Annotated in this window: 13 protein-coding genes and 1 pseudogene; 3 read left to right on the top strand and 11 right to left on the bottom strand. The window is 37.3% G+C overall.

Annotated elements, in window-relative coordinates:
* Positions 1-54: 54 nt before the first annotated feature.
* Positions 55-171: pseudogene (locus BM130_RS15800) on the top strand (DUF6686 family protein); the annotation flags it as partial.
* Between the two features lie 12 nt (positions 172-183).
* On the opposite strand, the gene BM130_RS03100 reads toward BM130_RS15800, so the two are convergent.
* Both BM130_RS03100 and BM130_RS03095 read right to left on the bottom strand, forming a co-directional pair.
* Positions 184-903 carry a DUF3307 domain-containing protein gene (locus BM130_RS03100; protein ID WP_010528154.1) on the bottom strand — a complete coding sequence of 240 codons (720 nt, stop codon included), beginning with the start codon at positions 901-903 and terminating at the stop codon, positions 184-186.
* Positions 900-1,502 (bottom strand): SatD family protein, encoded by a 603-nt coding sequence (locus BM130_RS03095; RefSeq protein ID WP_010528153.1) that lies wholly within the window; start codon positions 1,500-1,502, stop codon positions 900-902. The genes BM130_RS03100 and BM130_RS03095 overlap by 4 nt, the downstream gene beginning before the upstream one ends.
* A gap of 401 nt (positions 1,503-1,903) precedes the next feature.
* Between BM130_RS03095 and BM130_RS03090 the strand changes: the two genes are divergently transcribed.
* Together BM130_RS03090 and BM130_RS03085 are read left to right on the top strand one after the other, a co-directional pair.
* Positions 1,904-3,187, top strand: a complete 1,284-nt coding sequence (locus tag BM130_RS03090) for a metallophosphoesterase family protein (protein WP_010528152.1) — start codon at positions 1,904-1,906, stop codon at positions 3,185-3,187.
* Between the two features lie 307 nt (positions 3,188-3,494).
* The gene (locus tag BM130_RS03085; protein WP_010528151.1) at positions 3,495-6,989 is read left to right on the top strand and encodes an ATP-binding protein; all 3,495 of its coding nucleotides are present in this window, start codon (positions 3,495-3,497) and stop codon (positions 6,987-6,989) included.
* Between the two features lie 124 nt (positions 6,990-7,113).
* On the opposite strand, the gene BM130_RS03080 is transcribed toward BM130_RS03085, so the two are convergent.
* From BM130_RS03080 to BM130_RS03040, 9 genes are all read right to left on the bottom strand, one after another.
* Positions 7,114-8,343, bottom strand: coding sequence for an isocitrate dehydrogenase (NADP(+)) (locus tag BM130_RS03080; RefSeq protein ID WP_010528150.1), 1,230 nt, complete (start codon positions 8,341-8,343; stop codon positions 7,114-7,116).
* 75 nt (positions 8,344-8,418) lie between these two features.
* Positions 8,419-8,766, bottom strand: coding sequence for a DUF8439 domain-containing protein (locus tag BM130_RS03075; protein WP_237706152.1), 348 nt, complete (start codon positions 8,764-8,766; stop codon positions 8,419-8,421).
* A gap of 263 nt (positions 8,767-9,029) precedes the next feature.
* Entirely contained in the window at positions 9,030-10,133 is a 1,104-nt protein-coding gene (locus tag BM130_RS03070; RefSeq protein ID WP_010528148.1) for a DNA polymerase III subunit gamma/tau, read from the bottom strand.
* Between the two features lie 60 nt (positions 10,134-10,193).
* Positions 10,194-10,925, bottom strand: a complete 732-nt coding sequence (gene rlmB / locus BM130_RS03065) for a 23S rRNA (guanosine(2251)-2'-O)-methyltransferase RlmB (RefSeq protein ID WP_010528147.1) — start codon at positions 10,923-10,925, stop codon at positions 10,194-10,196.
* Positions 10,926-11,356: 431 nt separating this feature from the next.
* Positions 11,357-13,321 carry a ribosomal protection-like ABC-F family protein gene (gene abc-f, locus BM130_RS03060; RefSeq protein ID WP_010528146.1) on the bottom strand — a complete coding sequence of 655 codons (1,965 nt, stop codon included), beginning with the start codon at positions 13,319-13,321 and terminating at the stop codon, positions 11,357-11,359.
* Between the two features lie 120 nt (positions 13,322-13,441).
* Positions 13,442-15,904 (bottom strand): LysM peptidoglycan-binding domain-containing protein, encoded by a 2,463-nt coding sequence (locus BM130_RS03055; RefSeq protein WP_010528145.1) that lies wholly within the window; start codon positions 15,902-15,904, stop codon positions 13,442-13,444.
* Between the two features lie 365 nt (positions 15,905-16,269).
* Positions 16,270-17,724, bottom strand: a complete 1,455-nt coding sequence (gene dnaA / locus BM130_RS03050; RefSeq protein ID WP_010528144.1) for a chromosomal replication initiator protein DnaA — start codon at positions 17,722-17,724, stop codon at positions 16,270-16,272.
* A 304-nt stretch (positions 17,725-18,028) separates the two neighbouring features.
* Complete coding sequence (locus BM130_RS03045; RefSeq protein ID WP_010528143.1) at positions 18,029-19,294, bottom strand: MlaD family protein; 1,266 nt, start codon at positions 19,292-19,294, stop codon at positions 18,029-18,031.
* Positions 19,295-19,385: 91 nt separating this feature from the next.
* A complete protein-coding gene (locus tag BM130_RS03040; protein ID WP_010528142.1) occupies positions 19,386-20,447 on the bottom strand; it encodes an N-acetylmuramoyl-L-alanine amidase family protein in 1,062 nt (353 codons plus the stop codon).
* Positions 20,448-20,576 lie beyond the last annotated feature (129 nt).

Here is a 20,576-nt window from a genome sequence, read left to right as displayed (position 1 = left end):
TCCTTCTGCCTGTGCACTTCTGCCTATATATACGCATAATATAAACAGGCAACCAACGGCACGGTTTTTAAATGTGGTCAGTGCTATAATATTCACATTGAGTACAATAATATTAGTTTTAGCTTTTCAGCCTCCGAGGATAATTTTTTGTGGACTATTTCCGAAAAATAAATGAAGATTACCCTACGATAAGAAATCCATCACATAGAGATAGCCAAGACCTGTCAGGGTAGCCAACCCGAAACTCATCAGAGTGCCAACGAGCATATATTCAGTTAATTTTCGATCTCTGGCCTTTGAAATATCACTAAATCTGAAAATGGATTTGGCAGCAATCAGAAATCCAATGGCTTGCCACTGATTGAGGACAATGAAAGTAAAAATGAATAACCGCTCCAACATGCCTATATATTTGCCGGCACCAGGAAGCGACTCTTTAGAACTAATTTCGTTTAATGCCCATCCCGAAATCAGAGTCTTTACTATTACTGATGAAACAGACGTTAATAACAGTAATGCAGCAATGAACACCAACAATTGCACAGAAAACAGCCCTTCTAAATTCAAAGCAAAAGGTTCATTAAAATATGCCAACAAAAAAATTACTATTAAATGAAAGAGCTGGTCCACAAAAAAGAGCCACCTGTGATTAACAACTTTTTCCAGCTTCAGCTTTCCCAAATCAATAAAAAAATGACTACCAACCGAAATTAATACCAAAGGCCAATAATACCACCGAAAACCCAATAAGAGCCAAAGGAAGAACAGATGGACAAATAAATGATAATAAAAATAGCGTGATTTATATTGTTTCACCTTTTTGTCTTCAACCCAACGGTCGGGCTGAAAAACAAAATCACCCAGCATATGGGCAATTAACAGTTTTAGTGTCAGAGAAATCATATATTGGCAATTTTTTCTCTGTAAAACTCATCTAATTGCATCATTTCGTTAAATCCACCTCTTTTTAAAGCCTCACTGGCATTGCTTTGAGAAATATTTAATCGTTGGGCAAGTTCTTTTTGATTACTTCCGGGATGTTCTAAAAACGTTTTTATCACTGTAGCTACTTTAGGCGACCAGTTATTGGCAGTAAGCATCGCCAGTTTAAACATCATATTTAAGGTTTTATCCGTCTCACGATGGCCCGTTTTTATTGCCAGGGTTTGCTTCTTTAAATCATCAAAACACTCGCCCGAATAGATAAAAGCCGGCCCATTGGATTCGGTAATCCTTGCCGACAAATGAGTCACCTCTCCAACTCCTATGGCCATACGAACATCCAACTCGCTAACACATTTCATGGATGCCTTAATATGAAAGGTGGCCATTAATGCATATAAAGGTTCCACCATTAGTTGAAAACTATCTCCGCGAAAAATTTCCCATTCCGAAAACGCTTTGCCATGATGAGCAAGAACTGATTTCAGATTTTTAATCCAATTTTCCGTTTTCTTCTCGCGTGATCTTATTATATCACCCGTTATTACAGCTCGTTTCATTAAATCCAAATTTATTGAATTTTATATCAAAGTCAAAACTCATTTTTCAGAAAGTACTCAGTTACAAATATCGGCTCTGGAACCGATAATTACAAATATCGGCTCTGGAACCGATAATTGCAAATATCGGCTCTGGAACCGATATTTAAAAATATCGGCTATAGAGCCGATAATGCATTAAGGAACAAATTAACTTTAAACTAATTCCTGCATCTTAAACCCGTAAAAATGTTTCTTAAGAAACATTTGAATTTTCCATGAATAAATTTAATATTGTGTTGAAGTATGGGTATTAGACAAGTTTTCAACTTAAGGTAAAATAAAGATATACCCGAAAGAAAATTTGTTTATTGAACTTACAATTATTAATCGACAACAAACAAAAACAGATACACAGTTCTATGTCCGTAAAAATTCTAGCAACGGGAGATCTCCATATTGGCAAAAAATCTTCTGCTCTATCGACTGATGCCAAGGAATTAGCCACCAAACATACATGGGAGCAAATAATAAAAAGAGTTATAAATGACAATTTCGATGTTTTAGTATTGACCGGCGACATAGTAGATCGCGATAATCGATATTTTGAAGCAGTGGGGCCTCTTCAAGCGGGCTTTAACCGTCTACGCGAAGCAGGAATTCAGGTATTCTTGATATCCGGCAATCATGACTACGATGTTTTACGGCAAACGGCTGATCAAACAAAATATAGAAACATTCATATTTTAGGAGCTAACGGAAGATGGGAAACAAAAACAATAACAATTAATGGTCAAGAAATCAGGTTCGTTGGGTGGTCATTCCCCAGCCAACACGTAGCAATTAATCCATTATTAGATTTAAAGATCAACCATCAGGATATACCTACTATCGGACTGCTTCATACTGACCTGGATTCAAAAAAAAGCCACTATGCTCCTGTTAGAATAGAAAACTTTTTTGAACACCCGGTTGATGCATGGGTTCTGGGCCACATTCATAAGCCACAAACCATTCGAGATAACGCCCCCTTAATAAGCTACCCAGGGTCGCCTCATGCCTTAAGTCCTAAAGAACAAGGCATTCATGGACCTTTGCAAATCATGGTAGAATCAAAACATAATATTCGTTTTAATCAAATTCCTCTCTCACCGGTACGCTATGAAACTCTAACAATAAATATAACTAAGACATTAAACGAAGAAAGCCTGAGAAAATTAGTGGTCGATAGTATTCAAGAATTTAAAGAAGAGAACAGAGACAACTTAATAGAAGTTCGTTATCTAATTTTGGATCTGTTATTAACCGGCGAGCATTCCAATGTTCGGAAAATTGAAGAATGGATGTCTACAATACAGGAACATTTTAGCTATGAGGAAGCAATAAATATTTCGGTAAGAAAGATTGATTATGACCTCATGCCTGCCATAGAACGTCTCACCAATCTTGCTCAAGAAGCTTCACCGGCAGGTTTACTGGCTGAAACAATCCTTGCTATTCAAAATGGAAACAACACACCGTTACTCAATAACCTAATAAAAAAATGGAAAGATGAAGCCGAGCGAATCAACAACGCCCCCGTTTTTTATCGATTAAAAACCAACCACAGAACTATTGATCCTAATGATCATACGGCCAAAAGAGAAATATTAACACAATGTCGAAGACTGCTGGCCGAATTATTAATACAAAAGTCTGAAGAATGAATAAGCATGACCAAAGAAAAAATGGCATACCAAAAGTATGGTGCATCATTAAGTGCGCTGGCAGATTGAATGAACCGGCATTTAGTTGCTGGTTTTCGGTGCCAGTTAGATTGTTTGTAAGTGTAAAAAGTTTTTACTAATCAGTTACTATTAATCCCGAGAGTACTACGGTTAGAGCTTTTCAGCGCTCTGGCTTTTCTGCGTTGAATGCAATAACCGTGAGTCAGCAATTGGAATCAGGGAACAATGTACAAAACACAATTATGTCAGCACCACTAAACCAAGGAGTTAAAAAAAATTTTTACTAATGATAAAACAACCATATATCATACAAAAGCTACATATCCAAAAGCTTCCGGGGCTTCCTGATGGTTTACAACCATTTGAATCACTGGCGCCAAACATTAATATAGTTGCAGGCCCCAATGCTTCAGGAAAAAGTTCTACTGCACGCCTCATTCAACAACTAATCTGGCCCCAACGATCCAAGGAAATAAGAGCTAACGCTTTTATTTTAATCAACAATGAGCAACCATGGGAAATAAAAATTGATGCCGACCAGGTGATGCATCTCCATAATGGTAAACCCGATACCATTGCTGGGATACCGGCCAAAGAAGGGAGCCATCGTTATTTGCTGGCTCTGCAGAATATGATTACAGAAGAAGAAAGCGAAGCAGCAGAAACCATAATCCGTGAATCTATTGGAGGTTACGACCTCGATGGAGCCAAAAACAATTTAAAATATTCATCTTCAATTATTTCAAAAAATTCCGGCATTTACAATAAGGTTGAAAAAGCCTTTGATGAGTATCACGAAGCTTTAAGCTTTCAAGAAAAAATAAAAAAAGAAGAAGAGAACCTATCTCAACTGTATAAAGAAAAAGAAGAAGCTGAAAAAGCCAGAAAAAAAAGTGAATACTTTTCATTACTTCATGATTATCTAACCACTCAAAACGCATTAAATGAAGCAGCATCGGTACTGAAAACATTTCATCCCTCGTTAACTAAAATCAAAGGAGATGAAATAAAAATAATAGAAGATTATGAATCAAAAATAAAATCCTCAGAAGAAAGTATTTTAAAAGCTAAAGAGCAACTGGACTTAATTTACCAGGAACTAAATCAATTAAAAATTCCCGGCGACGGTCTACCCTCCGGAACAATTGAAGAGCTGGAAAATCGAACCGAACGTATTTCTGATTTAGACAAAGAGATACTCTCTTTAAAGAAAGAGATTGCCAACCAAGAGATTCAGGTAAAAGAGACATCAAACAGACTTGGAAATGATATTTCCCCTTATCAATGGCATGGGATAAACTTAAAAGACTTGGATGAATTAGAACGGTTTATGCCCAAAGCCATTAATGTTTTAAATCAGCAAACAAAATTAAAAACCGAAATAGAATTTATAAATCAGCAACTATCTCAGTTATTAAATCCCATAAACGATAGCGATAGAATAAGAAATGCCATTAGTGCCCTAAACAATTGGCTTACCGAGGCACCTAAAGAAAAAAACAGGCCGAAATGGTTGCTGCCGCTGCTTGTTATTGATGGAATTATTTCCATTGTTGCAGCTATGGTTTGGGGCTGGCCTGGTCTTATAGGCACCATTCCGCTTATTGGCTTATGGATTTATGCAACCATTGGTTCTTCACCAGAAGATAACCTCAATATACGCAAAGAAGATTATTTAAAAACGGGTTTAGAACCTCCTGTAACCTGGAATAACCAAGCGGTTATCAACAAAATAAACGATCTAGTAAAAGCGCTTTTTGATGCACGGAAATATGAGGAGCTCATCAATAAAAAAAATGAACTGAACACACATTTAAGAGATATAGAGTTTCAAATCGATGAGATTCGAAAGGTCCGGAATAACCTTGTCGGGAAGCTCCTGGTAGTTCCACAAATCGATGAAATTGCTCAAAATAATTTCCAAAGTCTTACATGGCTTTTAGAAAACATAAAAAAATGGCAAGATGCTCACTTAAAACTTACCTCACTCCGTACTGAGTCCGAACAACTGCAATCAGAATTTTTCCATCAAATTGAAGAATGCAACCGAATATTTACCGCAATTGGCATTGAAAAAGCTGCCGACCTGCAACAAATAAGGGCCAGACTTTCAGAGTTGAAAATGCAAGAAAAAAGACACAATCAACTAGCCCAGGAAGCTCAACGACTTGAAACTAACATCAAGTATGAAGAGCAACATTTACAAAGTAAAAGAAATGATTTAAATCAAATCTATTCCGAACTCAATATTGGCCACGAAGATAAACATCAAATCATTGCTTTAATCCATCAATTAAATGATTACAAGCATTGGAAGGAGAAATATGAAAAAAACAAGATTAAACTTGAAGAAAAGGAGATAGCATTAAAAAGACATGCACTGTATCCAATCTTAGGCCAGGAAACTTTGCAACTAACACCTGAAGAAGCAAATTTTAAGGCAAAGGAATTTTCCAGCAAGGCACAAAATTGGGAATCAATTTTCAAGCATATCAATGAAATCGAAAACACTGTTAAACATATCTCTCTCGGACATAAGTTGGAGGATCTATTAGCTCAAAAAGAAAAAGAACTGGATAATCTTCAGGAAGTATACGACAAAAACCTGTCGGAACTAACTGGCAATTTAATTGTAAACGAATTAAAAGAGGAAACACGCGACCAAAACCGGCCTCAGGTATTCAAAGGGGCTAATGAACTTTTTAATAAAATTACAGCCGGGCGATATGAATTACGCCTTACCAATGAAGAAACTATTTCATTCTCGGCATACGACACCTTGCTGAGAAAAGAACAACCTCTTTCCCAATTATCTACCGGCACCAGAATACAACTATTGTTAGCGGTAAAACTGGCTTTTATTGAAAAGCAAGAAACCTCCATTAAATTACCACTGCTGGTGGATGAACTTCTGGCCAATAGCGATGATGAACGCGCCTCGGCAATTATCAATGCTTTAATCGCTATCAGTCGGGAAGGACGACAGATTTTCTATTTCACTGCTCAAGAAGATGAAGTCAGGAAATGGATGGCCTTTTTAAAAGAACAAAATGATGTATCCTACAGTTTTATTACCATAAAAAATGGTACCTCTCCCAACAATAGCCCCTATTGGGAATCTTTGCTACAGGAAAAAAAGCTTTTTCATGCTGTTCCTCCACCTGAAGGGAAAAGTCATGACCAATACAGAAAATATATCAATGTACCTCCCTTCAACCTGTTGCAAAACGATATAACCATGCTGCATTTATGGTATTTAACTGAAGACGAAGACTTAGACTGGTTGTATTACTGTTTGTGCAGAGGCATTCAGCACTGGGGCCCATTACAAAGCTACATTCATAACCATGGTATTATCCCCGATTTAAAAGAAGACAAATGGGAACATATGGTTCAAAAAGCTAATTTATTGATGCATTTCCAGGAACTATTTTCCATTGGAAGGTCCAAACCCATTAATCGGGAAATTCTTCTGGAATCAGGCCAAATTTCAGCTAAATTTATAGATGCCGTAGCCGATAAACTTGCGCAATATAATGGGAATCCGAAATTACTTATCGAAGCTCTTCAAAAAGGCGAGGTTACAGGATTTAGAAAGGCTAAAATACAAGACTTGGAAGATTTCTTGATTCAAAACAATTATATTGATGAGAATTCACCACTCTCTTTCAACGATATTCTAATTAAATTACAGGCATTTATTTCAACTACTCAGATTACACCCATCGAAGCAGAACAATTTCTTAAAAGAGTAATATTCCACACCAAATCTAACCATTAGGCTAACGACAAAGCCCCCTGCAATTTCAGGGACGAGCTATCGTTCCCAAAGGGGGCTTAATTTGTTAGAATTAAAAGAGTGTTATTCCAGAATAATTAATAACAGAATAAGCAATGTCAAAACCTCAACCTTCCATTTTAGCTTTCAGATTATTTGCAAGCATTTCCATAAATGCTTCAGTATTGAGGTAATGCTCTTCTTTCAAGTCTTTACCGTGAATGGTGAGGGCCAAATCTTTAGTCATTTTGCCACTTTCAACAGTTTCGATACATACTTGTTCCAGCGTATGGCAGAAATTGATCAGTTCCTCATTGTTATCTAATTTACCACGGAAAGCTAGTCCACGCGTCCAGGCAAAGATAGAAGCTATGGGATTGGTAGATGTTGGTTTACCTTGTTGGTATTGACGATAATGGCGTGTTACGGTACCGTGGGCCGCTTCTGCTTCCATAGTTTTTCCGTCGGGCGTAACCAGCGTAGAAGTCATTAAACCCAAAGAACCAAAACCTTGTGCCAAGGTATCGGATTGAACATCGCCGTCATAGTTTTTACAAGCCCATACAAAGCCGCCATTCCATTTCAATGCCGCAGCCACCATGTCGTCAATCAAACGATGTTCGTAGGTTATGCCTAACTCTTCAAATTTTTCCTTATAATCACTTTCATATATCTCCTGAAAAATATCTTTAAACCGCCCATCATATTTCTTCAGAATGGTGTTTTTGGTAGACAAATAAAGCGGCCATTTTTTCATGATAGCCTGATTGAAGCAACTGTGAGCAAACCCACGAATACTTTCATCGGTATTGTACATGGCCAGAGCCACTCCATCACCTTCAAAATCGTAGACATGGTATTCCTGGGGTTCTGAACCATCTTCGGGCGTAAAAGTGATGGTCAATTTTCCTTTCCCTTTAGTTACAAAATCTGTAGCCCTATATTGGTCTCCGAAGGCATGACGACCAATACAAATAGGTTTTTCCCAGCCCGGTACCAATCGGGGTACATTTTTTATAATAATGGGTTCCCTAAAAACGGTTCCACCAATTATGTTTCGGATAGTCCCATTGGGGGACTTCCACATTTTTTTCAGGCCGAATTCTTCTACCCGATGTTCATCCGGAGTAATGGTGGCACATTTAATACCCACGTGATATTTTTGGATGGCTTTGGCAGCCTCCACGGTTATCTGGTCGTCAGTTGCATCCCTGCTCTGGATACTCAAATCATAATATTTAATATCCAAATCAAGGTAAGGTAGAATAAGCTGTTCCTTGATCATTTTCCAGATGACTCTTGTCATCTCGTCGCCATCGAGTTCGACAACCGGATTCTGTACTTTAATTTTCGCCATTTTTCAATAATTTGTATTTCTGTTTGGTGAAATAAACACTCAAATATTTACAAAGTTCATTATTAATTAAAAACATTATTCCAGATCGAGGTTAAGGGCATCTCTAAGTTTGTCAAGAACAGGATTTTTTTGTACCAATAATTTATATTTATCGGCCGCAGTAAAAGCTTTTGTGGGTTCACTTTCTTCGCGCACATATTCAACCTCTAGTTGTAACCTGGCATTTTTTAGTTCTTTTCTGAGAAACCTCATCAAAGGACCTTTCTCCCTCACCAGCTCAACTTCCTGCGTTTCATTTTGAAGCGGGAATACTACCGCATGTTTACCTTTAAGACGCGGCGAATGAGCCATTAACATACTAAATAACCTGGGATTTTTCGATTCAATGGTCTGGGCATAATTGGCCCAGGCTTTTTGCAACATTTCGGGTGTGACATCATTATCCCACGAAGGGTCAATTTCTGAATCAATTCCACTATGCGGCTGGTTCCCCTGTATATTGGAAGATTGTTCCGAGGTCTGTTGAAGGCTACTCAGTTTTTTTATTGAAAAACTTTTTAGTTTTTTGCCTGAATGTTTTGAGGAAATTTGATTGCCAGCAAAAGACGAGGGAGAACTTTTGGAAGCATTTATATTAGGTTTGGTTGTTTGGGTTGAAGTAGAGGTAGAATTTTCTGCATTAGTTTCTACTTTTTTTTTTCGGTAATAATGCGCGAAAGATTTATAAGCGCAAATTCGGTATGTAATCTTTTGTTTCGTGCCGAACGAAATTGCAAATCGCACTGTGTAGCTATATCCAAAGCTTTAACCAAAAAATCAACCGAACAACTCCTGGCCTGTTGCAGATATTTATCACGAATTGAGGCGCCCACTTCCAACAAAGGCAAAGTGGCTTCATCTTTGCACATCATAAGGTCACGAAGATGACTACACAGGCCTTCCACAAAGTGTCCTTCATCAAATCCATGCTCCAAAATCTCGTCCAAAATCAGTAATGCATTGGTAGTATCCTCTTTCAGGAAAGCATCAACCAACTTAAAATAATAATCATAATCTAAAACATTTAAGTTTTCGATAACTTGCTGATAGGAAATCCGCTTACCCGAAAAGGCAACAATTTGATCGAAAATAGACAAGGCATCCCGCATGGCACCGTCAGCTTTACGGGCAATGACATTGAGTCCTTCTTCCTCTGCTTCCACTCCTTCATTTTTGGCCACCAACTTAAGATGTTCAACAGCATCTTCTACACTGATGCGATTGAAGTCAAAGGTTTGACATCGAGATAATATGGTAGGTAAAATCTTATGTTTCTCAGTAGTAGCCAAAATAAAGATGGCATGCCTCGGCGGTTCTTCGAGCGTCTTAAGAAATGCATTGAATGCCTGCTGTGAAAGCATATGCACCTCATCGATAATATAGACGCTGTACTTCCCCATTTGGGGTGGGACCCGAACTTTATCAATAAGTGTACGGATATCATCTACCGAATTATTACTTGCAGCATCTAATTCATGAATGTTATAGGATCGGTTTTCGTTAAAAGCCTTACAGGAATCACATTCGTTACATGCTTCAAAATTAGCAGTAACATTTTCACAATTAATGGTTTTAGCAAAAATCCGCGCACAAGTAGTTTTCCCGACCCCTCTGGGACCGCAAAACAGATAGGCATGAGCCAATTGCTGATTTTTGATGGCATTTTGCAAAGTAGTAGTAATGCTGCTTTGTCCTACTACCGAAGCAAAAGTATTAGGTCTGTATTTTCGCGCAGAAACAATGTATTCCATAATAAATAACTATGAGAGCAACAAATATAAACAAAACCTCTGGTGCATACAACAACCCTTTTACTTCCGATTTCGAAGCATCTCATATATTAAAATGCCGGCAGCTACCGATACATTCAACGAGCCTATACTTCCTCGAACAGGAATGGAAATTTGTGCATCAGCAATCTTGAGCAACTGGGAAGAAACACCTTTATCTTCGGAACCCATAATAAGAGCTACCGATTCAGGATAATCAACTTCTCGATAATCCGTTTCAGCTTTTTCGGAAGCCGCAGCTATAAAAAATCCACGATTTTTTAGATGACGAAGCACAAAGTACAACTTTTTTTCACGGCATACAGGGATTCTAAAAAGAGCACCTGCCGACGTTTTTATGGCATCGGGGGTTACTGAAACGCTTCTTTTTTCGGGAATAACAATGGCGTCGACCCCTGCACATTCGGCAGTACGTGCAATGGCACCAAAATTCCTAACATCGGTTATTCCGTCCAAAATAAGAATAAATGGTGCTTTAGGTCTGGACAATAATTTGTCCAAAACCTCCTCAAATTTTTGATATTCTATTGGTGAGAAAAAGGCTACTACCCCTTGGTGATTCTTCTTAGTAATCCAATCTAACCGTTCAGGAACAACTCTGTCACACCGAATACCTTTGCTCTTTATCAAATCCTGTAATTCATAAACCAATGAACCTTTCAAAGTTTGGCTGATCAATATTTTATCAATGCTTTTCCCGGCATTTATGGCTTCCATAACAGGCCTTATACCAAATACAATATCTTTTTTCATCAGTATAAAATTTATCTAATTCATTGGTCTGATGGAACTCGCATGACTTAAAGTTTATACATGTTCTTATAGTGACAAATCTTTTTAGTCATGCTCGTTTCAACCGTATAAAATTTACTTACTTCAATGATATATTAATTCTTAAAAGTAGTCATTAGTGGTTAGTTCGTTAGTCACTAGTTATTTAACACTAACCACTTGTTGACTAATGACTAATCACTTCTTCTGCCTTCTGCCTGTGCACTTCTGCCTTGGGCTTTTTATACATGTTCTTTTGTGGCGAAAACCGCCATGCTCGTTTCATCCGTGTAAAGTTTACTTTACTCATTGGTTAAATGGAACCCGCATGGCTTAGGTTTATAATTAACCCTACAAAAACAAATACAATAATAGCACTGTCACTTCAGGTTGAAATTAAAACCAATAAGGATTTATGCATCCATTTGAATTCTCACATTTTTTAATTCTTCCAGTAGAGAATGCGCCTTTTCCCATTCAACCATCTTGCCTTCCATCTCTTTTTGTAATGTTTGATATTCTTCAAATAAGTTGTTATCCGTAGCATTGTCAGGATTTTCCAGTTGTCTGGATATTTCCTCCAATTTTTGTTCTATCTGGGCAATAGTATTTTCGGCAGAAACCACTTCTTTCTCAGCCTTTTTTATTTTTTTATTAAGTTCTTTCCTTTCTACAAAGGCAAACTTTCCATTATTCGGGCTATCGGTTTTAGATGATGATGCTGAATTAATGGAATCAGGACTTTTCGACACTTCCAACTCTCTAAAGTTTTCCATTCGTTTTTTCGCCAGAAAGTCGTATATACCTCCAATATGTTCTTTAATCTTTTTATTGGTAAACTCATAAACTTTTGAAACCAGACCATCCAAAAATTCACGATCATGCGACACCAGCAAAACAGTGCCATCAAAATCTTTTAAAGCAGTCTTTAAAATTTCTTTAGAACGCATATCAAGATGATTGGTCGGCTCATCCAAAACCAAAAAATTAGCAGGTTCAAGCAGTAAACGTACCATTGCCAGTCGGGTCCGTTCACCCCCCGATAACACCGCAACTTTTTTATCTACATCGTCACCCCGAAACATAAAAGCTCCCAAAAGGTCTCTAATTTTTGTTCTAATATCACCTACAGCAACCTTGTCAATTGTTTCCAGAATAGTTAAGTTTTCATCCAGTAATTCAGCCTGGTTTTGCGCAAAATAACCAATCTTGACCTGGTGTCCAAGTTTTATGTTTCCCTGATGGTCTAATTCCTGTAGGATGATTCGCGTCAAAGTAGTTTTTCCTTCGCCGTTTTTACCGACAAAGGCTACTTTCTCACCGCGTTCAATGGTAAAATCTATATCGTCTAACACTAAATGGTTACCATAAGATTTACGAATATGTCTTCCTTCAACAACAATTTTTCCTGAATGCGGTGCCGGCGGAAACTTTATATTTAATTTAGTATCATCAAATTCATCTACTTCAATTCTTTCCAGTTTTTCAAGATACTTGATTCTCGACTGAACCTGCACCGCCTTTGTGGCTTTATATCTAAATCGTTCAATAAATTGCTCGGTAGCTTCAATCTTTTTTTGCTGATTACGGAAAGCAGCTAATTGTTGCTCTCGTCGCTCTTTCCTTAACTCAATAAAACGAGAATACGGCACTTTATAATCATATACTTTTCCGAGTGATATCTCTAACGTTCGGGTGGTAACATTATCGAGAAAAGCTTTATCATGGGAAATGACGACCATAGCTCCATTGTAGGTTTTTAAAAACTCTTCGAGCCAGGTGATTGACTCAATATCCAGGTGATTGGTAGGTTCATCGAGCAAAAATAAGTTAGGCTTCTTCAATAAAATTTTTGCCAGTTCAATTCGCATTCTCCAGCCACCACTAAACTCAGAAGTAGAACGATTAAAATCAGAGGAATGAAAACCCAGTCCTTTTAACGTTTGTTCTATCCGGGATTTATAATCTTGCCCACCCAATATATTTAACCTGTCAGTGGCTTCCGTCAATTTGTTTATTAAGGCAAGATATTCGTCAGAATGATAGTCGTCTCGCTCACAAATAACTTTATTTAAACGATTTATCTCTTTTTCTAGCGATTTTATATCTGAGAAGGCTTGTTCAACTTCTTCAAAAACTGTAAAACGATTATCATGCTTCATCACCTGTGGCAGATAGCCAATGGTAAAATCCCGAGGCATGGTTACCTCACCGGATGTTGGCTTCTGCAAACCACTTAGCACTTTTAATAGAGTAGATTTGCCTGCGCCGTTTTTCCCAACCAACCCTATGCGGTCGTGCGGATTTATTAGAAAGGAAATATCCTCAAACAGGACAAAAGTACCAAAGTCAAGAGTCAACTGATTAACAGATACCATAAAACTGATTATTATTAATTTCGTTATTGTGCTACTCACATTCCCACGCCAGAGAATTAACCCTAAAACAAATCGAAGCTGTAACGGTCAAAATATCCGGGTAGCACTATATAATTGCTTCTAATACGAAGGTGATGAATCCATTTCGATGCGTTGCAATGCCGATGGAATGGATAATAATGGCACCCTTTTTACCTTATAATTGGGCAAAAATTTTAATAAAAAGAGGCCATCATTATAAAAACCACCCCAATTAGAAACTCTTTTAAACGAGAAATTAAATTGAACCAAATCAACATCAACCGGTTCGGGGCAATATTCGAAATGTGGCCCTTTTTGAGCCAATGACGAAACAAAAAAGTATGTTACATCAAATCCCCAGGCGCCGTAACGGGAATACCCGGAAGATGAAGTGGGACTTTGAAAATAGGAAGAGACGGCTTGTGGTTCAGTATGAAACCATTCATGGTATTTTTCAATAAACTGGCGGGTAACGGTCCGATCGTAATCAAAAGCAAAAAAAGTAAAAATCTGAGCATTCAATTGGAACATATCTTCCGAATTGATTGATTGAGCCCTTAACCATTCAGTCATTCCAATCAAATGAATGGGTATTTTATTTTTTTCGGAAAGACCTGCCAAAGTAGGCACAATTTTAGAAATGGTTGCCTCATTATTGGTTGGTACTACCACATAATTTTTCTTCGAGGGGTCGAGTAATGCTTCCAGGTTGGTTTGATCCGATTTTCCGGACATTTTATACTCGACATAGTTAATTTTTTTATTAAGAGCAAACTCGTTATAAAAGACTTTTTGCCTTAAAGATTTCATTAAACGGGAAGCATAAGGGTCATCAGCTTCGGGAAGAACAGCCAAAAGATTATAGCTTTCTGCTTGTCTGACTATTTCTGTGGCCATTTTGTCAAAAACAAGGGTGTCAGGTGTATTTACCTGGAACAGGTAAGGATTCCTGCTTAATTCAGGATTTACATTTGATAACGGATAGACTAATTTTATTTGGTGCTTTAAGGCAAAGTCGGAAATTGGTTTCAATTTTTCGGAAAGAGCCGGTCCGATAATTAAATCTACGTCACTCAGAACTTTTTCATGGACACGCAAAAAAGATTCCACGGACGTACTACCGGATGCAATATCATACACTTTTAACTCAACATTAACACCATCTTCTTTCAATCTATCGAGAGCTATTAGCACACCTTCATAAAACTCTTCAAAAACCATGGAACGACGAGCAATAACACGATTTTGCCGTTCCGTTTTTATTGTATCACCATTTTGAATTTTTTCAATAATATTAGCTTGTTGGGTAGCCCTCAAATTAAAAGGAAGCAGTAAAGCAATTTTTACGGGACGTATAACGCTGCCTATCTGCTCAGCATTAACACATAGGCTGTCATGCGCAACCAGTACCATTTTTCTTATAGAATCTTCGGGTAAGGTAGCAAAACCGGCCTCACCTCCATCCCTGCCGGGATGATGCATAATAAACCACCTGTCAGTAGGAATTTTTAAAACAACACCTTTTTTAAGGTTAGAAAAATCGACCTGTGGATTAACTTTTTGTATGATATCCATATCCACATCGTAACGTCTGGAAATGGAAAAAAGCGTTTCTTTTCGTCTTACCTTATGGAAATCAAACAAGTCTTCGTCTTCAGGTTGCTGAAAATCAGAGAAAATATCCTTTTTGGGGCGAGGGATACGAAGTATATAACCCGGTTTTAATTCATCCGGATTAATATCGGGATTAGCCTCTTTAATATCGTGCACATCTGTCTGATAGCGGCGACTAATAGAATAAAGCGTTTGCCCAGGTTGAATTTCGTGATAAATAAAATCGCCTTCTTTAATAGATATTTGGCTGGGTTCTAAAGGTTGCACAATAGCCAATTCATCACTTCCTTCCTTTTCTTTACGAGGAATTCGGAGATAAGTACCTGTTACCAAAATACCGTTTCGTACACCGGGATTATATTCTAATAATTCATTGATAGGAATTCTAAATTTTAAAGAAAGAGAATACAACGTATCTCCCGGCTTAATCTCATAAATAATAAAATCACTCTCGGTATCGGAAAGCAGCTCCTCCTGCCTGGTTACATTAACGGGCACTTTGATAATACTACCAACAATAAGAGCCTGTCTCGCTCCCGGATTGTATTTATAAATATCCTCTACATCTACTCCATATTTTTGTGAAATAAACCAAACCGTTTGTCCCTTTTCAACGGTATGTAAAATAAACCTATCAGAACTTTTCAGATCTTCCACACTGGAGTTTCGCCCTTTAATTATCGGAATATGTAAAATTTGTCCTTTTTGTAATACACCATCCAGTTGAGGGTTGGCATCCAGAATCTCCTGCTGCGTAACATTATACTGACGAGCAATAGAAAATAGACCTTCACCGGGTTGGATAACATGAAGATAGTATTCCTTTCCATCAATAATAATCCGTCTTCTGGTCAACTCACTATCCTGAGCTTGAAGAGAAAATATTGAGAACATCAAATGTCCGGCAAACAACAATAAGATAACTCTATTTGAAAAGTTCTTCATCATGATAAAAATCAAAAATTTGAAAACAATAAATCTACCGCATCATCAATTCCCGACAGATTGTTTTGCTGAAGATAATTAAATCAGGCAAGGCAAATAATTAAACTGAAATAAAAAACATATAAAAATTTTTTGCCATCCTGATACTTCCAGCAACCCAATAATTTACACAATTTTAAAAATGAATAAATTATCAAAGAAAGTACCAAAGATATGGTTTTTAGAAAAAATATCCTCACCTATAAAAAAACTAAAATCCCTAATAAAGAAAAATTATTAGGGATTTAACAAGTATTACAAACTGAAATAAAACCATACCAAGAGCAACAATACAGGTCTCAATAAACCAAAACCATTAAGGTTTAAATTCATTTTCGGATAAGATTTTCGATTTCTTTTAGCTGGTGTTTAAATTCAGTATTGGTTTCTTTAAGATTTTTCACAGCCTTACAGGCATGTAACACGGTAGCATGATCTCTTCCGCCAATGAGGGCACCAATTGACGACAGTGATGAATTGGTAAAATTTTTAGAAAAATACATAGCAACCTGACGTGCCTGGACAATTTCTCGTTTTCGACTTCGCGATTGCAAAAGCTCAGGTTTTATACCATAATAATCACAAACTTTATCCAATATTTGCTCTACAGTAATATCTTTTTGAGGTTTACTAACCAACCGGTCTACCACGCTTTTGGCAACATCAAAGGTAATTTCCGTTTTATTAAGAGTTGACATGGCCAATAATGATATCAATGCCCCTTCCAATTCCCGAACATTATCAGTTATGTGCGAGGCAATATAATGAACAATATCTTCAGAAATTTGAATGCCATCTTTTCTAATCTTATTCCACAATATTTCCAACCGGGTATCAAAATCGGGCGCCTGCAAATCAGCAGGCAATCCCCATTTAAATCGGGATAGCAAACGCTCTTTCATCCCTTTTAGGGCAACCGGTGGTTTATCAGAAGTCAACACCAATTGTTTTCCCGACTGGTGAAGATGATTAAAGATATGAAAAAAGGTGTTCTGAGTACCTTCTTTCCCGGCCAACTCTTGTATATCATCGATAATTAACACATCTATCATTTGATAAAAATGCATAAAATCGTTGGCTGAGTTATGAGCTACCGAATCAGTATACTGGGTGGTAAATTTGTTGGCGCTCACATATAGGACTGTTTTCTCGGGATATCGTTTTTTTACCTCAATACCTATCGCTTGCCCAAGGTGTGTTTTGCCCAGACCGCTATTCCCGTAAAGAAATAAAGGATTAAAGGCTGTTTTACCGGGATTTTTGGCCACTGCTTCACTGGCCGAGCGTGCAAGCCGATTACAATCACCTTCCACAAAATTTTCAAAGGTATATTCACTATTAAGCTGTGGATCGATATCAAGTTTTTTTACACCCGGTATTACAAAAGGATTCCGGATTTTTGGCTGCTCCTCGCGACTATATTTTTTATCAACGACACGGTTGCGAAGATCAGGATGACTCGGGGCCGGACCATAATTTATTCTTGGTACAGCAGCAGGCGAGGGCGACGTTGGCTGATCCATTACCACACTATATTCCAACTTAGCTCCGGCACCTATCACCTCTCTAAGCGCTCTACTAACAAGTTTTATATATTGTTCTTCAATAAATTCATAGAAATAGTAGGTCGGCACCTGAATAGTAAGCACTTTATTCTCCAGTTTCAAAGGAACGATGGGTTCGAACCAGGTACGGAAATCATTCTTAGGTATGGCTGCCTGTATGTAATTGAGACACTCAGACCAAACTTGCTTATGATCCAGTTTTGTTTCTATGCCTTCCATTTCATGCAATATGTTAATTAATCAAACTTCATTTACCACAAAATTTGCTAAAAAAAACTGGAAAAAAAAATGCCTTCAGGGTTGAATTTTTGAAAAATGTCTTATACGGTTAATATTCAAACTATTGAAATTAACCTTATATAAACAACTAACAATCAGCAAGTAAAACAAAAAAATTAACTTTCAGTTAACACTCTCAAAACATTGAAGGAAAGGCCTTTGATAACAAAACGAAAAAATATTCATTCATTCATTAAATATTTTTTTCACCTCAAAAAACAGGCTCTTTTATTTAACAAAATATTTAATTTTTTCTTTCGGATAGTTTAAGGGCTTTATTGACTTTAACGGGTTTGCCTTTTCTGAAGGCTACAATTTGAGCATTAGGATATTGATGAGCGATTTCATCTCTGATACTTATTATTTCCCGGTAAGAATGAGATTCGCCAACGGTGTAAGTGTACCTTTTCCCATCTGATTCTTCAATGATGCGGAATTTATTTCTGATAAGTTTGTTTTTTATATCGAGGGGAACATCAGATTGAGCTACTTTAACTTTATATGTTATTTCTTTGTTTTTTGCCTCTTCGTCATCCACCATTATATTAACGTTTTTGCCAAAATCAAAGGCTGAAATATTAATGTATCGGCCGGGATTGTGCCGGACATCGGCCAATAGTTTATTGAGATTTGCTGATGCATCCAGAAGATTATAATATAAATCTTCGTCGGAAAGTAATAATCCTAAACTTCCCTCTCCATTCTGAACCTGTTGTAACATTACATTCAAAACCCGCAATGTAGAATCAATTTTAAATGCCATAGCATTCAAATTAAGACGGGCTAACTCATCACTAAATCGGGACATATTATTCAATGTAGAAACAATAGCATCTCTGTTTTGATTGACCGTTCCGGTAATGGTATCAATGCTTGCCAAAGTATTGTGAATTGAACCTCCTTTAGCCATCTCCCGGTTTAGTTGTGCAGTGGCATTTTCCAGATTCTTCAAGATATAGGAAAGGCTTTTCATCCCTTCCGATAAGTTTTGGGTATTGGCATCTGAAAAGATTGTTGACAATCCGGAAATGGCAGAATCAATTTTTACAACCAACGATTCCACTTTATCCTTTAACGGCATAACCGTAGTACTCATCTGGTCTAAAAGTCCTTCTTTAATGCTCGTTTTCAGGGTGTCGCCGGGTTCCAGAAGCACATCCGGGGTGCCGTCCAGCAATTGAATGGCCATGGTACCCATTAAATCAGAACTATATATCTGGGCAACCGTACTTTTATAAAGTGGTAATTCTTTTTCCAGCGACAAGGTAACTATAAATTTCTTATCACGCTCGGGATGAAATTCTATATTCCTTACCGACCCAACTTTATATCCGTGAAAAAATACAGGACTGGCCTCGGTTAAACCCTCTAAGTCAGAATAGACGGCATGAAAGGTTAAGCCGCTACTAAAAATATTTTTTCCCTTTAAAAAATTTACACCCCAAATCAAAACACCTAGAGCAATAACAACTGTAATGGCAATTTTATACTCTTTCTTCAGATTTAGCATATTTAATAAAATTTGATGATCAGGGATTGTAGTATACTAAAAAATCCCCTTATTTTTAATCAATTAATATTTAAAGGTAAACAAATTCAAATTAAGGAATAACTCTTTCTCCATTCCGAAACCCTACAATAAAGCAGTCGGGAACAACAGCTTTTACCTGTGGGAGTAATTTTTCAATTTCTTCATAAGAATAGGCCAAACCGGTTGTATACTTATAATAATTACCTTCTTGATACTCCCACACATCATCAAAATGTTTATACGGTCCCTCGTTTTTAGGGATCGGTTTCATTGATGTGGCTATTTGTATTCGATACTGAATTTCATTATTTTGAATGGCTTCATTATTATTTTGGACAAGCAAATTGGAATTTCTCGCATCAAAACTTTCTTTATAATCCCGAATAGCTCTAAAAATGGCTGAAGCTAAATAAACTTTCCCACTCTCCGAGGCCATAAACCGCTCTTCGTTCCTGTTACTAATAAATCCAACTTCAATAAGCACACCTGGCATTGAGGTCTCTCTGAGCACCAAAAATCCGGCTTGTTTCACACCTCGGTCATACCTTCCCACCCTATTTTTAAACTGGTTTTGTACAGCCGAGGCAAAACTAATACTCTCGTCCAGATAAACATTTTGCATCAATTCAAAGATAATATAGGATTCGGTCAAATCAGGGTCAAAACCCTCATACTTAGCCTTATAGTCATCTTCCAACACAATTACCGAGTTTTCCTTTTTCGCAACTTCCAGGTTTTCTTCTGAACGGTGAAGACCTAAAACAAAGGTTTCGGCACCATAAATGCGCGGATTACGTATCGAATTTGCATGTATCGACACAAAAAGATCAGCATCATTTTCATTGGCTATTCGTGCACGCTCGTCCAACGGTACAAATACATCTTCTTCCCGCGTCATGATAACATTCAATTCGGGCAAATATTTTCTTAAATAATCACGTACCTTCAAAGCAATATCCAACACAATATCTTTCTCTTTATGGTGTCTGCCAATGGCGCCGGTATCCTTTCCTCCATGACCGGGATCTATAACCACGGTTTTTAACCGAAAACGCTCAGCTTCAGATGCCTGACCATAAACTTTTACAGCTATAAATAAAAATAAAAAACTCAGCAGCACTACTCTACTCATTAGCACTAATATTTATCTAACTCATTGTTTAATTTAACTCACTAACATCATTTAATCTCTCACTTTGCCAGTCTTTAGCCAACCGTATATTTACCAGTGGTTTTTAATTATTAAAAAATCGGTTTAAAA

Source organism: Thermophagus xiamenensis (assembly GCF_900112795.1).
Classification (GTDB): Bacteria; Bacteroidota; Bacteroidia; order Bacteroidales; family Marinilabiliaceae; genus Thermophagus; species Thermophagus xiamenensis.
This window is presented reverse-complemented; position numbering and strand designations above follow the sequence as displayed.